General features: G+C 31.7%; 14 protein-coding genes and 1 pseudogene. 11 read left to right on the forward strand and 4 right to left on the reverse strand.

The window, feature by feature from the left end:
• Positions 1 to 154: 154 nt before the first annotated feature.
• From KPL54_RS01180 to KPL54_RS01230, 11 genes are all read left to right on the forward strand, one after another.
• Positions 155 to 1147, forward strand: coding sequence for a CobW family GTP-binding protein (locus tag KPL54_RS01180; protein ID WP_216103856.1), 993 nt, complete (start codon positions 155 to 157; stop codon positions 1145 to 1147).
• Between the two features lie 15 nt (positions 1148 to 1162).
• Positions 1163 to 2731, forward strand: coding sequence for a permease (locus tag KPL54_RS01185; RefSeq protein ID WP_216103857.1), 1569 nt, complete (start codon positions 1163 to 1165; stop codon positions 2729 to 2731).
• A 14-nt stretch (positions 2732 to 2745) separates the two neighbouring features.
• Positions 2746 to 3555 (forward strand): TIGR03943 family putative permease subunit, encoded by an 810-nt coding sequence (locus tag KPL54_RS01190; protein WP_216103858.1) that lies wholly within the window; start codon positions 2746 to 2748, stop codon positions 3553 to 3555.
• 1004 nt (positions 3556 to 4559) lie between these two features.
• Complete coding sequence (locus tag KPL54_RS01195; RefSeq protein WP_216103859.1) at positions 4560 to 5258, forward strand: GTP-binding protein; 699 nt, start codon at positions 4560 to 4562, stop codon at positions 5256 to 5258.
• Positions 5248 to 6270 (forward strand): ATP-binding cassette domain-containing protein, encoded by a 1023-nt coding sequence (locus KPL54_RS01200; protein WP_216103860.1) that lies wholly within the window; start codon positions 5248 to 5250, stop codon positions 6268 to 6270. Before KPL54_RS01195 ends, KPL54_RS01200 begins: the two co-directional genes overlap by 11 nt.
• A gap of 17 nt (positions 6271 to 6287) precedes the next feature.
• On the forward strand, positions 6288 to 7061 hold the full coding sequence (locus KPL54_RS01205) for a Rossmann-like domain-containing protein (RefSeq protein WP_216103861.1): 774 nt from the start codon (positions 6288 to 6290) through the stop codon (positions 7059 to 7061).
• A 3-nt stretch (positions 7062 to 7064) separates the two neighbouring features.
• Positions 7065 to 7760 (forward strand): class I SAM-dependent methyltransferase, encoded by a 696-nt coding sequence (locus tag KPL54_RS01210; RefSeq protein ID WP_216103862.1) that lies wholly within the window; start codon positions 7065 to 7067, stop codon positions 7758 to 7760.
• A gap of 4 nt (positions 7761 to 7764) precedes the next feature.
• Positions 7765 to 8349 carry a nucleoside-triphosphatase gene (locus KPL54_RS01215; protein WP_216103863.1) on the forward strand — a complete coding sequence of 195 codons (585 nt, stop codon included), beginning with the start codon at positions 7765 to 7767 and terminating at the stop codon, positions 8347 to 8349.
• The gene (locus tag KPL54_RS01220) at positions 8333 to 9346 is read left to right on the forward strand and encodes a FecCD family ABC transporter permease (protein ID WP_216103864.1); all 1014 of its coding nucleotides are present in this window, start codon (positions 8333 to 8335) and stop codon (positions 9344 to 9346) included. The genes KPL54_RS01215 and KPL54_RS01220 overlap by 17 nt, the downstream gene beginning before the upstream one ends.
• The gene (locus KPL54_RS01225; protein ID WP_216103866.1) at positions 9343 to 10125 is read left to right on the forward strand and encodes an ABC transporter ATP-binding protein; all 783 of its coding nucleotides are present in this window, start codon (positions 9343 to 9345) and stop codon (positions 10123 to 10125) included. The genes KPL54_RS01220 and KPL54_RS01225 overlap by 4 nt, the downstream gene beginning before the upstream one ends.
• 56 nt (positions 10126 to 10181) lie before the next feature.
• A complete protein-coding gene (locus KPL54_RS01230) occupies positions 10182 to 11291 on the forward strand; it encodes an ABC transporter substrate-binding protein (RefSeq protein WP_216103868.1) in 1110 nt (369 codons plus the stop codon).
• A 202-nt stretch (positions 11292 to 11493) separates the two neighbouring features.
• Here KPL54_RS01230 and KPL54_RS01235 read toward each other — a convergent pair.
• The 4 genes and pseudogenes from KPL54_RS01235 to hisC form a co-directional block, all read right to left on the reverse strand.
• Positions 11494 to 11718, reverse strand: a pseudogene (locus KPL54_RS01235) (MBL fold metallo-hydrolase); the annotation flags it as partial.
• 81 nt (positions 11719 to 11799) lie between these two features.
• Positions 11800 to 12243 carry an MOSC domain-containing protein gene (locus KPL54_RS01240; RefSeq protein ID WP_216103870.1) on the reverse strand — a complete coding sequence of 148 codons (444 nt, stop codon included), beginning with the start codon at positions 12241 to 12243 and terminating at the stop codon, positions 11800 to 11802.
• Between the two features lie 132 nt (positions 12244 to 12375).
• Entirely contained in the window at positions 12376 to 13221 is an 846-nt protein-coding gene (modD, locus tag KPL54_RS01245; RefSeq protein WP_216103872.1) for a ModD protein, read from the reverse strand.
• Positions 13222 to 13282: 61 nt separating this feature from the next.
• Positions 13283 to 14365, reverse strand: a complete 1083-nt coding sequence (gene hisC / locus KPL54_RS01250) for a histidinol-phosphate transaminase (RefSeq protein ID WP_216103874.1) — start codon at positions 14363 to 14365, stop codon at positions 13283 to 13285.
• Positions 14366 to 14373 lie beyond the last annotated feature (8 nt).

Raw genomic sequence — 14373 nt, forward strand, 5'->3', positions numbered from 1 at the left:
TTTAACATATAATTCAATATAAATGCAAATGGATTGCATTTATATTGAATGGCAAAAATATATATATTTAATAAATATATAATGTCTGGTAATACATTCTAACTTATTAAGATAATAAACAAAAATTTACTTTTATACGAGGAGGAATAAAGAAATGAAAACAAAGGTTGATATAATTTCGGGATTTTTAGGAGCGGGTAAAACAACTTTAATAAAAAAGCTACTTGAGGAGAAATTGTATAGCGAAAATCTAGTTATAATAGAAAATGAGTTTGGTGAGATTGGTATTGATGGAAGTTTGTTTAAAAAATCAAATGCCAAAGTAAAAGAAATTAATTCAGGATGTATATGTTGTACTCTTAAAGGTGAATTTGGAAAAGCTATTGAAGAGGTTATAACAAAATATAAACCAGACAGAATAATTATAGAACCATCTGGAGTTGGGAAACTCTCGGATGTTATTAAGGCATGTGATGCATCAAAATTGAAAAATCTAATAGTGATTAATATGATTATAACGGTTGTAGACATATCAAAGTATGATATATACATAACTAACTTTGGTGAGTTTTATAAAAATCAGATAAAACACGCAAAGACCATTATTTTAAGTAGAACAGAAAAATATGATAGGAATAACATAGAGGCTGTTGTTAAATCAATACGTAAATTAAATAGTAAATGTAATATAGTAACAACACCGCTGGTTAGTATGAATGCCGATACGATATTAGGTGCTGCAGAGCAAAGTGACTCAGTATCAATAGAAAGACAGGTGAAAAGTGCAAAGAACTTCTTAATAAATGGCATAACCTATGAAAAAGTGAGCAAAAATGGAGAGAATAATACTCATAACCATAATGCTGATGAAATTTTTGAGGTTTGGGGAGTTGAGACGCTTAATTCATATAAGGGAGAAGAATTAAAAAAGATTATGAAAAAGATTGAAAATGATAAGGCTTATGGGGTTATTCTAAGAGGCAAGGGTATTGTTCAGAGTGATAATCAAAAATGGTTGCAATTTGATTATGTACCTGGTGAGATTGATGTTAAGAGCATAGCACCTGATTATGCAGGAAGGTTATGTTTAATAGGAAAGGACTTAAATAAAAATAAACTTTCTAATTTATTTAATATAACAGTATAGATGGGGTTATAATTTATGAAGATAAAAGTAGATATAGTAACTGGATTTTTAGGATCGGGTAAGACTAAACTTATAAATAATAAACTTGAAAATGAGGTTTCTAAAAGAGATATTATAGTTATAATACAATGTGAAAAAGGACAAACAAATATAGACCCCGTTATTAAAAATAAAAACTTATTCATTGAGGATGCTTACAAGGAAAATACTTTAGATAAAGAATATATAAACTATGTTATTAAAAAATATCATCCAACTAAAATTATTATAGAAGCCAATGGTATGAAAAAAATTGATAATTTAATAGAAATATTTGATTATATTAGTATAAGCAGAAAATGTTTCATAAATGAAATAGTCCATACCATTGATGTTTCAACCTTTGATATTTTTATGAATAACATGGGTAGTATACTTACTAATCAAATTTTAAACAGTGATTTTATTATTCTAAATAATACAGGTAATTTCAATGGTGAAAAATTGAATAAAATTGAACGAACTTTAAAAAGAATAAATAAGTCTGCTAAAATAAGTAAAGGGATTTTTATTTTAGCTAAACCAAAGGCATTCAATAATGAAATATTGCTTCTAATAGCTATATTAGGGTTCTTTATAGCATATTTAGTGTATTCTATTTTTAAACCCACGGGATTTGACATTACTAAAATATTTTTACCTTGGTTAGAAAGATTCAATATAGTATTTCTAAGTATTTTGATTCAGGCTTTCCCATTTGTGTTATTTGGTGTATTTGTTTCAGCTATAATACAAGTAAATGTATCAAGTGAAAAAATAACAAATATTTTTCCTAAAAATAAAGCTTTACAATTTATTGTTGCTATATTTGCAGGACTTTTTTTTCCTGTATGTGATTGTGCCATTGTACCAGTAGGCGCAAGACTTATTAAAAAGGGTGTACCATTGCCGGCAGCTGTAACATTTATGCTTGCTTCACCAATAGTAAATCCTATTGTTATTGCATCTACATTGTTTGCATTTCCTAGTCAACCTTTTATAGCAATATATAGGGTAGGACTAGGCATTATTGTAGCATTTTTAGTTGGTATGGTATTTATTCTTGTTCCTGAAAAAGATATTCTACTATTGGAAAGTGTTGATGTAATAAATTGTAATTGTGGGTTTTGTAATAACGATTATAATAATAAAAAAGGTATTTTAGGAAATATAGATGCAATATTTAATCATGCAGGGGCAGAATTTTTTCAAATAGGAAAATTCATAATAAGTGGAGCATTTCTTTCTAGCATAATGCAGACTATGATTCCAAAAGAAATGTTTGGAAATCTAGGTGGAGGAACTATAATTTCACTTTTAATAATGATGTTATTTGCATTTATTCTTTCAGTATGCTCTACTTCTGATGCATTTATAGCAAGAACTTTTGTTAATCAATTTTCTATAGGTTCAATAATGGGTTTTTTAGTGCTTGGGCCAATGCTTGATATAAAGAACTTGCTTATGCTACTCGGAAACTTTAAAAAAAGATTTGTTATTAAACTTGTATTTTTAATATTATTAATCTCATTTGAAATATTAATTGTGTTCGCAACACTATTCTAATGGAGGTGAAGATTATGGGGTTAATAAAAATTAAGAAAATAAACACAGAAGTATTGTTAAAACTAGTAATATTAACTGGATTTGCATTTTTCTTTTATGACATAATTAAAAGTGGAAAAGTGCTGCTTTATGTTGCTCCTAGGATTATTCCTTATATAAAGTTTGGGATTATTGCAATGATTTTACTTTCATTATCCATAATACGTGATATATTTAAGCCTAAAAGAAAAGTAAATATGAAACCGTACTTATTTTTTATTATTCCATTGCTTATGGCTTTCATGACGCCAGAGGTTTCGGTTAGTTCAAAATCAATGTCACTTGTAGGTGCGAAAAGTGGTGCGCAAATTGATAATATAAAACAGAAAAATATAACGGATAATAGTATAGTAAATAAGAATAACGCCATAGGAACTACAAAAACAAATTCGAGTAAAGTAGCTGTAAAACTAGAAATGCATGATAATACTATAGTCTTAAGTGATAATAATTTCGAAAAATGGACAGAAGAGATTTCTAATAACATGATGAAATATGAAGGTAAGAAGATTGAACTAATTGGGTTCGTGTTTAAAGCTGAGGGATTCAAAAATAATGAGTTTGTTCCGGCCAGGTTTATGATGACTTGCTGCGCAGCAGATCTAGTGCCAGTTGGACTTTTAGCTAATTATGATAAAGCTAAGGATCTAAAACAAGATACATGGATAAAGGTTACTGGGAAAATAAAAATCTTAAACTATAACGGTGAAAAAACACCTATAATTATAGTTGAAAGTATAAAAAATACAGAAAAATCAAAAGTTGAATATGTTTATCCATTTTAGATTATTAAAATAATTGGGATATAAATTTGTTATCTTATAACTATTGAAGATTTTGATCAGGGTAATGAAAAAAGGTTGATTAAGCTATAATCAACCTTTTTAGCGTTATTTTATAATATTTTCATTCCATCAGTTTCAATATAAAGAGATAAAACGTGTTCACTAAATAAAAATTATTAGTGCTTCATTAACACTATCTTTTGTATGAACAGCTCTTTTATTAATCTCTAAAACTTCAATTGCACTATCTTGTGAAATCTTCGCTATAGATTCTGCAGTTTTTTCAATTTCTTGTGCAGATGCTTCATAATCGTTAAAAATAGACTTAGCATTATTTGAATTATTATCATTTAGATTTCTTACACTAGTTTGATATTGCTCTAATAATTCACTACCAATTACTATTATTATATATTTTATTCATATCATTCGTAGCAATACGACCGCCCTGAATAGAAAATAAACCTAAAATAAATAAAGCCACAGTCATTATAGATGTTATAATAATTAACTTTGTAATATATCATTTTTTACTTTTAGTACCTCTCTTCAAGTAAGGTATATGCAATTAAAAGTATGATGTATATTTTGACATATTTAAACAAAACTTTATCTATTTTTTATAATGTTCTGCAATTTTATTATTTAGCAATAGAGTCATAAGCGATAACAATTTCGAAAAGGGGACAGAAGAGATTTCTAATAATATAGGAGGAAGAGTCTCATCTAATAATACACTTGAACCAGTCCAATTTTATCTATTTATCATTGTTACATCAGATGGCTTTTATAATGTTTGACTCTCAAATATTATTAGTATATACTAAACATTATAAAACATAACAAAACATAACAAAACACAATAATTTAGACGCGTTTAATAGTGTTTAGTTGTGTTTAGGCATGTTCATTTGCATTATGTGCATAGATGAAAAAATAGAAATGGAGAAACAATAAAGTTTAAATTATTAAACCAATCAAATAAAAAATAAGGAGATTTGTCAATGAGAATGATAACGGTTGCGGGACCACCATCTTCAGGGAAAACGTCTGTTATTTTAAGACTCATCGAATGTATGAATATGCCCAATGGAAGTATTGGTGTTGTGAAATTTGATTGTCTCACTTCTTTTGATAATCTAAGTTATGAAGATGCTGGGATTCCTATTCAAACTGGGTTTTCTGGGAAGATATGTCCTGATCATTATTTTGTAAGCAATGTTGAGGATGCTGTGCAATGGGGTGTACAGTCGGGATTTGAAGTACTTATAACCGAAAGTGCTGGCCTTTGTAATCGCTGTTCTCCTTACATTAAAGGAATTTTATCTATCTGTGTAATTGATAATTTAGCCGGAGTAAATACACCACGAAAAATAGGTCCGATGCTAAAATTTGCTGATATTGTAGTAGTGACAAAGGGAGATATCGTTTCTCAGGCTGAGAGGGAAGTATTTGCATTTAATATTAAGCAAGTGAATACTTCGGCAAAGGTAGTATTTGTTAATGGGATCACAGGACAGGGTACGTTTTTGTTAGCAAAGTATTTGAAAAAATCTCGAGACATTCTTAGTCTCCATGATATGAAACTGCGGTTCACGTTGCCCGCAGCAATTTGTTCATATTGTACAGGGGAAACAAAAATAGGTGAACCCTACCAAATGGGTATGATGAAGAAAATGGAGTTTAAGAAATATGGAAATTAAAGATTTTATGATTCGAATAAACGACCAGAGCCTTGAAAATATACTACGTGAGTATCCTATTGGTGCTGACTTTCTGGAAAATTTTAGATTAGATAACATTTCAAAAGAGTTACCGTTTTGTCAGGCATTGGAAGAAGTTGATGATGAAATTCTCGAAGAATTTGGATTGAATAGAAATGATGTGTTACAAAACTTTTGTGAGTTTCTTGAAACTTTTACTCAGACAGAAACTTTATTGGACTCAGTCTCATCTATAACAATTTATGGTGGCATTAATAAATCAAAGGAGTCGGAAAGTATTACACTGACTATTTCTGTTGGAGAAATTATCAGTATTGTAGGGCCTACAGGTTCAGGTAAGAGTAGATTGTTAAATGATATTGAATGTCTCGCACAGGGGGATACTCCTACAGGTAGAAAAATAATGATAAATGGAGTTGATATAGATGAACTTCAACGATTTGAAATGGGTGGCAAACTAGTGGCTCAACTTTCGCAGAATATGAATTTTGTTATGGATTTGACTGTACGTGAATTTCTAGAGATGCATGCCAAATGCAGACTTACATCAAATTCAAGAGAGGTAGTTGACAGATGTTTTCGTTGTGCCAATCAGTTGGCTGGTGAAGAGTTTTCAGAAGAAACAAAGGTGACACAGCTCAGTGGGGGACAATCTAGAGCACTTATGATTGCAGATACCGCCTATATGAGCGATTCACCTATTGTCCTAATTGATGAAATTGAAAATGCTGGTATTGATAGACGCCAGGCTCTAGTCCTTTTAGCAAAAAAGGAAAAAATTATCTTTGTTTCTACCCATGATCCTCTGCTTGCACTCAGTGCTGATAAACGTATTATTATTAAGAATGGTGGAATTTATAAAGTTATTGAAACTTCTGATGAAGAAAGGAAAAGCCTTAAAGTAATTGAAAGTCTAGACAACACACTACTAAAACTTCGCAAATGTTTGCGTGCTGGGGAGACCATAACAGAAGAATTATTTAAAAAATGAAAAGGGGGATGTGCTTTATGTGGGAAATATATGATGACTTAATTGATGGTATTCCAAAAAGATTTATTGCAGATGAGATTATTTGTGGAAAATACAATTCATATGTCCGCAGTGGGAACGGATGTGGAATATCTGGAAATAATAGTAAAAATGAAACTAGAATGCCTATGTTTGCTAAAAACTTGGTTGGAATGCCACTACGTGAGGTTGCAACATGTGTAAAGTCGTGGAATTTTATGGAAGCTTCTATTGGTGGTGCTGCAATTAATGCCTACTATAATAACCCACAGGTAGCAAGAGCGAATGGAGTGGAATTCTCTGACAATAATAGAGTAGAGGATAGAGTTTTTGATCCGTTTATTATGTCTCAAAATTATGTGAAAGGCAAAAAAGTCGTGGTTGTTGGACATTTCCCATACCTTGAAAATCTTCTTGAACCCATATGTGACCTTTCTATCATTGAATGGGAACCAGAGGAGGGGGATTATCCTATGTATGCTAGCGAGTATTTGATTCCTAAATGTGACTACGTGTATTTAAGCAGTGCATCTATTGTAAATAAAACTCTGCCAAGATTACTTGAACTTTCAAAAAATGCGAAACAAATTACTATGGTAGGTCGTGGAACAACTCTGTCCCCAAAACTTTTCAATTATGGAATTGGAGATCTTTCAGGATTTATGATTAAAGACAATCTCCGTGCCTTTAGAGTGGTAGCAGGGGCTGAAAATGTGAAAATATCTACTGCCGGACAAAAGGTTTCTTTTAAAAAAAGTATTGAGGTGAAATAGACAATGAATTTTGATTGGAATTCGGATACTATTAGATGGTATCAACAAGCAAATACATATTCAGGATTTTTTAAAAACATATCAGATTTAATTGTCCCTAAGTTAGAGGGTTATTCTACACTTTGCGATATTGGTTGCGGTCTAGGTCTTATAGATTTGGAGCTTAGTAAAAACATCAAGAGCATTACTTGCATTGATATTAATGAGAAAGCCATTAAGTCACTAGAAAAAAGTGTTAAAGACAGGGAAATCACAAACATTGAGTCTCACGTGCTAGATTACAATGATATAGATGGAAAATGGGATGTGATATATGTCAGTTTTTTTGGAAGTCTAAATCTTGAGGAATTTCTCCCTCATTGCAAAAAATTGATAGCTATAGTAAATAAAAAAAGTAGTAGTAAATTTTGTCCCGAAAAGCACAGTTCATCTAAAGAAACTAATGAAAAAGTAGAAGAATCATTAACAAATAAAGGGATACTTTATTCTAATACGGAGGTATCTTTTAAATTTGGACAACCATTCGCATCTATAGAAGAGGCTAAGAAATTTATAAGGATTCATTCTCCTAAAATCAGTCTTGAGGATTTAGAAAAATTTTTATTACTTTATCTCATTGAAACAGGAGACAAGGAATACCCATTCTATATTCCACATATGAAATCAATGGACATATTTGAAATAGAAGGTGAGTTGTAAGACAATGCATATATTTTTAACTGGTGAAATACAAATCGGGAAAAGTACAGTAATTGTTAAGACCCTTGATTTAATAAATAAAACACCAAAAGGATTTCAAACATATTTTGGCTTAGACAGAGGGTTTCAAAACAAATTGTTGTATATGAACTCTGCTTCTGAACCTAAGGTTTTCAGGGAAGAAAATGCTGTGGCACGTTTTAGTGATGGATATCCCCCAAATGCTCTAACGGAGAAATTTGACACTTATGGTGTTGAATTAATTAGGACTGCCAGAGCTGAATCAAACTTAATTTTAATGGATGAATGTGGAAGCTTAGAACGGGATGCTTTTGTTTTTCAAAAAGAAATTATTGATGCCTTAGATGATAATGTACCTATTTTGGGAGTTATAAAGCTGGCAAGTCGAGGATGGACAGACATTATACGAAATCATCTAAAAGTGAAACTCATTTTCGTTACTAGAGAAAATCGAGATGATTTACCTCAAATATTGGCTAATTATTTTAATTCAAATATGCCTGAAGTGAACAAGTGGGAAAGGATAGAGACGGAAATAGAGGAGGATGAAAATGAAACAGTCAAATAGGAATACCATTATAGTTCTTAGTCTTGGAATTTTTTTGATTATAGCAATTGTAGTTTCCTTTCAGATTGGTCGTTATAATATTCCTATTAAAGATCTCCTAGGGGTTTTTATGTCAAAGATCTATCCACTACACCAATTTTGGCCAGATAAGATGGAAACAGTTTTACTCAATATACGGTTACCACGTATCATTTTGGCTTGCTTGGTAGGGTGCTGTTTATCCGCTGCAGGGGCGGCTTATCAAGGCGTTTTCCAAAATCCAATGGCGGCTCCAGATATTTTAGGTGCCTCTGCTGGTGCTGCGTTTGGTGCAGCGCTTGCAATTCTTCATTATGGAAGCAGTATTATGATTACGTTCAGTGCTTTTGGATTTAGTCTTTTAACCGTTGTTTTAGTGTATTTTATTAGTAAGAAAGCAGGAGGAAAAAGTATATTGGGATTGATTTTGTCGGGTATCATGGTTAGTTCACTTTTTTCTGCAGGTACATCATTTATCAAATTGGTTGCTGATCCTAATGACCAGCTTCCTGCAATCACCTATTGGCTTATGGGGAGTTTAGCAGGGGCGAAGAACAGCGACATCAAATTTGTAATTATACCTATGGTTATAGGACTTATACCTTTGATTCTTTTGAGGTGGCGAATGAACGTGATTACTATGGGTGATGAAGAAGCAAGGACTATGGGTGTAAATTCTAATCGAGTTCGATTAATCGTAATAGTGTGTGCTAGCCTTATTACTGCGGCTAGCGTATCAGTTAGTGGCACAATTGGTTGGGTAGGTTTGGTTATTCCTCATCTTGCAAGAAAACTTGTAGGAAATAATTATAAACATCTGATGCCAGCTACCATGTTATTTGGTGCCATTTTTCTTCTTATTGTGGATAATGTTTCAAGAAATCTTTTTACTACAGAGATTCCATTAGGTATACTCACTGCATTTATTGGTGCTCCTTTTTTTATATACTTAATTACTAGAAAGGGTGAACTCTGTTGAGTATTGAGGTTTCAAATCTTAGTTTTAGCTATGGAGATCGTTTGATTCTAGATGATATTAATTTTACGGCAAGGGACAATCAATTATTATCGGTTTTGGGACCCAATGGGGTAGGGAAAAGTACTTTGTTTCACTGTATCCTTGGTTTGTTAAATGGATATAAGGGGCAAGTGAAACTAAATAACATTAATAGTAAGGGACTCAGTATTAAGGAAATGGCTAACTTAGTTGCCTACATTCCTCAATCACACTATCCTTCCTTTAATTTTAGTGTATTTGATATGGTTCTTATGGGTACAACCAACCAGGTATTCCATATTTCAAGTCCTGGTCAAAAACAGATAAAGCTTGTAAAAACAGCTTTGGAAAGGCTTGGGATAATCCATCTAAAAGACAGAGGATATACTCAACTTAGCGGTGGTGAGCGTCAACTTGTCTTGATGGCACGTGCTCTGGTGCAAGAAGCCAAGATCCTCATTTTGGATGAACCTACGGCAAATCTTGATTTTGGAAATCAGATACGTGTTTTGACACAGATAAAATCTCTAGTAAAAGAGGGGTATACCATAATCCAATCAACTCATAACCCAGATCAGACGTTTTTGTTTTCAGATATGGTAATGGCTATGAAGGATGGGAAAATTTTAGCATATGGAACGCCAAATGAAATTTTTACGGAAAATTTGATTAAAAACCTTTATGGAGTGGAAGTAGAAATACAGAGTCTTTATGGTGACAAAGCAAGAGTTTGTATTCCAAAGATCATCATTAAAAATTGATGACAGTATCGGTTTTGATCTTAATATATATAATCATTACACGAGGGGGATATCTAATGAAAAAGAAATTCAGTGCTATGTTGTTATCAGTTTGTTTAATAATGTCAAGTATGACTGCTTGTAACAACAGTAGCACAAGTAATTCTACTACAGTACCTGTGAATAAAGTTGTAAAAGATAACACAACCATTAACTTTACTGATTCTGCAGCACGACAAGTAAAAGTTCCGTCACATATTACCCGAATTGTACCTTCAGGTGCTTTGGCTCAAATGGTATTGTTTGCTTTAGCTCCCGATATGTTCGTAGGACTTGCTACCAAGTGGAATCCTGTTTCCAAGCAGTATCTGGATACAAAATATTATAATCTTCCTGTGCTCGGACAATTTTATGGAAGTGGTGATTTGAACCTTGAGCAAATTGCTAAAGTAAATCCTCAAGTCATTATTGATGTAGGGGAATCAAAGTCTTCTATCGTAAAAGATATGGATGGAATTACGAAACAAGTTGGTATACCTACTGTTCATATTGAAGCAACATCGCAGTCAATGGGAAAAGCGTACAGAATGTTAGGTAAGCTTTTGGGTAGAGAAAAACAAGCTGAGGTATTGGCTCAGTACTGCGAAAAAGATTATAGTAATACCCAAAACATTATGAAGAAAGTGGGCACAAGTGGAAAAGTTAAGCTACTGTATTGTACTGGAGAGGATGGCCTAAGTGTACTTGCTAAAGGGTCTTTTCATTCAGCAGTCATCGATCAGGTTAGCGACAATGTAGCTGTGGTAAAAAACATCTCTCAAAAGGGTTCTGGAAACCCAGTGGATATGGAGCAAATTCTTTTGTGGGATCCCGAAGTTATCATTTTTGCTCCAGGCAGCATGTATAGTAAAGTAGCAAAGGATAAAACTTGGCAAAAGCTTACAGCAATTAGAAAAGGGAATTACTACGAAGTACCAATTGGACCTTATAACTGGATGGGATCGCCTCCTTCGGTTAATCAATTTATGGGCATGATTTGGATTACTCAGTTATTGTATCCCAAAGAAGCTAAATACAATGCTTATGAAGAAACGGCAAAGTACTATAAGTTGTTCTATCACTCTAAACTCACTGAAGGACAATATAAAATATTAGTGAAAAATTCACTCTTAGTATCTAAAAAATAACAGTATTACATATAAAAAGGCTGTCTCAAAATGATTTTTGAATCATTTTGAGGCATTGCATTTTCCTTATTATACTACCATTTTTAATAAGAAATGAATAACAATAACATATTTTCATTGCATTTACTATCACCAATTTATTTCTAACCCTACTTCAACTTCTTTCACAGGTTCTTTAGAAAGAATTAGATTACATTTTTCTTTTAGTTCCTCTTGTGTGGTCATTGTGACCATGTGAAATAACGATAGCATTTATATTTTCTAAATCTATACCTAATGCAGTTGAGTTCTTCAGAAATAAATCAGAATACCCTACGTCTAATAGTAAGTTAATATCATCATCTTCAATATAGTATGAAACAGCAGGCTCACCACAATAGTATTTATCAATGTATGTATTATTATCTACTAAAACCTTTAGTTTCATATCTTTTCCTCCTTTGGGTAACATAAAAAAATTAATATCTATTTTTTCTGAAAAACTAGCATTTATATACTTTTTTCTTTTTTAGAAAGATATTATTTCTACAGAATCTCCCTTTCTTATTTTACCACCATTAATTACTTTACAAAATAAACCTTCGCTTGGTAAAAGACTTATACCAAAAGTTTTGCTAACTATGCTAGGATGATCCTCTTTACCAATCTGGGTTATTTCTAAAACAACATCTGTGGCTAAGCTGATTCTGTTTCCAACTATCAAACTAGATAAATTGAGACCATCAATTAGAATATTTTCTGCAAAATCTCCAGGTCCAATATTTAAGTTATGTTCTATATTAGCCTTTTGGACACTAGACCAATTAAGACAAGTTATTTGGCGACTCCAATTACCTGCATGTCCATCATTTTCTATCCCATAGTTTTCTATGAGATTAGCTTCAGGCACTTCCTTTTTTAACTGTCCTCTCTCTGGACTAATAGATATGGAATATATAATTCCTTTGCTCATTTAAATCACTCCTCGATTTTTAATAAGATTCTGTTTGATACCCATAATAGCAACCTTGTTTAAGTTGAGAATTTAATTACTTAAATTAATTGGATCGCATTTTTGCTGTAAGCTCAATAAATTGATATCTTGCTAAAGTTTAGTTATTGTAACACCTATATCTACGGGTGTACCAAAATAAACTGAGGTTGTTGAGATTGCATTTATCCCAGTTCTCGCATAATCCTCAATATTACTTTCATTAATTCCACCAGTGCCAATTAATGTAATTGAAGGATTTATACTTCTAACAGCTTCTACAATTTTTTTTAATTCTAATGGATTAATTTTATCAAATTGTAATCCGTCAACTCCAGCCTTACTTAGTATTAGTGCAGTTTCAAAGTCTTCAACTTCAACAATTACTTTTTTCTCACAAGATCTTGCTTTAATGACTTCTAAATTTTCAATAAGACCAGAAACACCTCCGATAAAGTTTAAATGCTGCTTAAAAATTAGTATTGTCTCAGATAAACCAAGTCTATGAGGAGAAGCTCCTCCTGCTATAATAGCTTTTATGGAAAACTCCTTTGTGCCTGGAAATACCTTTCTTGTAGTTACAATTTCAATTTTGGGATTAATATTTTTTGCCTTATCAACTAATTTTTTTGTCCTTGTTGCAATTCCAGAGCAGTATTCTAAAATGTTCATGGACACTTTCCAACCCATATGAAGAGCATCAGAATTACCTTGTGCATGAACGATTACATCTCCAGACTTAACAAGGGTTCCTGAAGGGCGAAAGGTTTTATTTTTAATACCTAATTTATTAAATATTCTTACCACTTCCTCAGAACCACTTATTACCGCATTTCCTCTTGAGACAAATTTTATTTCACCTTTTTGATTATTAATTCCTAAAACTAATGAAGTCAAATCTATATAAGGGATATCTTCTTTTATAATATTTTCTATTGTTTCATCGTTTATGTATACCATTATTAGACCTCCTTGATAAGTTGAATTGTATTCAATTGTTTATTATTAGAAATAAGTTACATTAGTTTACTGTTTCTATTTCTATTTCTATAATAATCTGTTTTAATTTTTTTACAAGTATTTTCATTTCATCATTAGTGCCTATACTTATTCTCAGAAAATTATTGATTCTAGGTTTATTAAAATATCTAACAAGAATTTCGTATTTTCTTAATTTATTAAATATTATTTTTGCATTAATTGTAGTATGGGATACAAATAAAAAGTTAGTTTTTGATTCTAATACAGTAAATTTCAATTCTTTAAGTAGTGGTACTATTTTTTCTCTTGTATCTATAATTTTAAGGCAAACACTCTGAAAATAGGTTTCATCTTCAAAAGATGCTTTTGCACCAGCTAAAGCAAGAGAATCAAGGGTATAGGAATTAATTGAGTTTTTAATTCTGCTCAGGCCCTCGATTAAATCTTTATGTCCAAAAGCAAAACCAACACGCAACCCTGCTAGTGATCTCGATTTAGAAAGTGTCTGAATAATCAATAGGTTTGGATAATTATTTACAAATCCGATTAAAGATTCTCCACCAAAATCTATATAGGCTTCGTCTATTATAACAACACTTTCTATGTTGTATTCTACAATTCGTTTTAAGGATTCTATTGATACATATTTGGTGGTTGGCGCATTTGGATTTGTTATTACAATTCCACCATTTCCAATACAAAATGAATTTAAAGGCAAAGCAAATTCATCATCTAAGGGAATTAATTTATGTTTTAGACCAAATAGTTTAACATAAATTTCATAGAAACTATAGGTTATATCAGAAAATAAGATGGGCTTTTTCTTATCAAAAAATGCCATAAAAGAGAAAGCGAGTACTTCATCTGAACCATTTCCTACAAATACTTGATTAGGTGATAATTTATAATAATTCGCTAACGTATGTCTAAGTTCATCACAGTTTGGGTCAGGGTATAACTGAAGATTTTCATTAGCTGTCTTCCTAATTGCTTCAATTACTTTTGGAGATGGTGGGTACGGATTTTCATTAGTGTTTAATTTAATATATTTCTTATCTTTAGGTTGTTCGCCTGGGATATAAGGTTCAATGTTTTTTGTAGTTTCACTCCAATATTTACTCATATATAAAT

Origin of the sequence: Clostridium estertheticum, assembly GCF_018861295.1 — a bacterium.
Taxonomy (GTDB): Bacteria; Bacillota; Clostridia; order Clostridiales; family Clostridiaceae; genus Clostridium_AD; species Clostridium_AD estertheticum_D.

What these genes read in the sequence shown, in the direction of transcription:
- KPL54_RS01180 (WP_216103856.1), top strand. Translation starts at nt 155, where the DNA reads ATGAAAACAAAGGTTGATATAATTTCGGGATTTTTAGGAGCGGGTAAA.
- KPL54_RS01185 (WP_216103857.1), top strand. Translation starts at nt 1,163, where the DNA reads ATGAAGATAAAAGTAGATATAGTAACTGGATTTTTAGGATCGGGTAAG.
- KPL54_RS01190 (WP_216103858.1), top strand. Translation starts at nt 2,746, where the DNA reads ATGGGGTTAATAAAAATTAAGAAAATAAACACAGAAGTATTGTTAAAA.
- KPL54_RS01195 (WP_216103859.1), top strand. Translation starts at nt 4,560, where the DNA reads ATGAGAATGATAACGGTTGCGGGACCACCATCTTCAGGGAAAACGTCT.
- KPL54_RS01200 (WP_216103860.1), top strand. Translation starts at nt 5,248, where the DNA reads ATGGAAATTAAAGATTTTATGATTCGAATAAACGACCAGAGCCTTGAA.
- KPL54_RS01205 (WP_216103861.1), top strand. Translation starts at nt 6,288, where the DNA reads ATGTGGGAAATATATGATGACTTAATTGATGGTATTCCAAAAAGATTT.
- KPL54_RS01210 (WP_216103862.1), top strand. Translation starts at nt 7,065, where the DNA reads ATGAATTTTGATTGGAATTCGGATACTATTAGATGGTATCAACAAGCA.
- KPL54_RS01215 (WP_216103863.1), top strand. Translation starts at nt 7,765, where the DNA reads ATGCATATATTTTTAACTGGTGAAATACAAATCGGGAAAAGTACAGTA.
- KPL54_RS01220 (WP_216103864.1), top strand. Translation starts at nt 8,333, where the DNA reads ATGAAACAGTCAAATAGGAATACCATTATAGTTCTTAGTCTTGGAATT.
- KPL54_RS01230 (WP_216103868.1), top strand. Translation starts at nt 10,182, where the DNA reads ATGAAAAAGAAATTCAGTGCTATGTTGTTATCAGTTTGTTTAATAATG.
- KPL54_RS01240 (WP_216103870.1), bottom strand. Translation starts at nt 12,243, where the DNA reads ATGAGCAAAGGAATTATATATTCCATATCTATTAGTCCAGAGAGAGGA.
- modD (WP_216103872.1), bottom strand. Translation starts at nt 13,221, where the DNA reads ATGGTATACATAAACGATGAAACAATAGAAAATATTATAAAAGAAGAT.
- hisC (WP_216103874.1), bottom strand. Translation starts at nt 14,365, where the DNA reads ATGAGTAAATATTGGAGTGAAACTACAAAAAACATTGAACCTTATATC.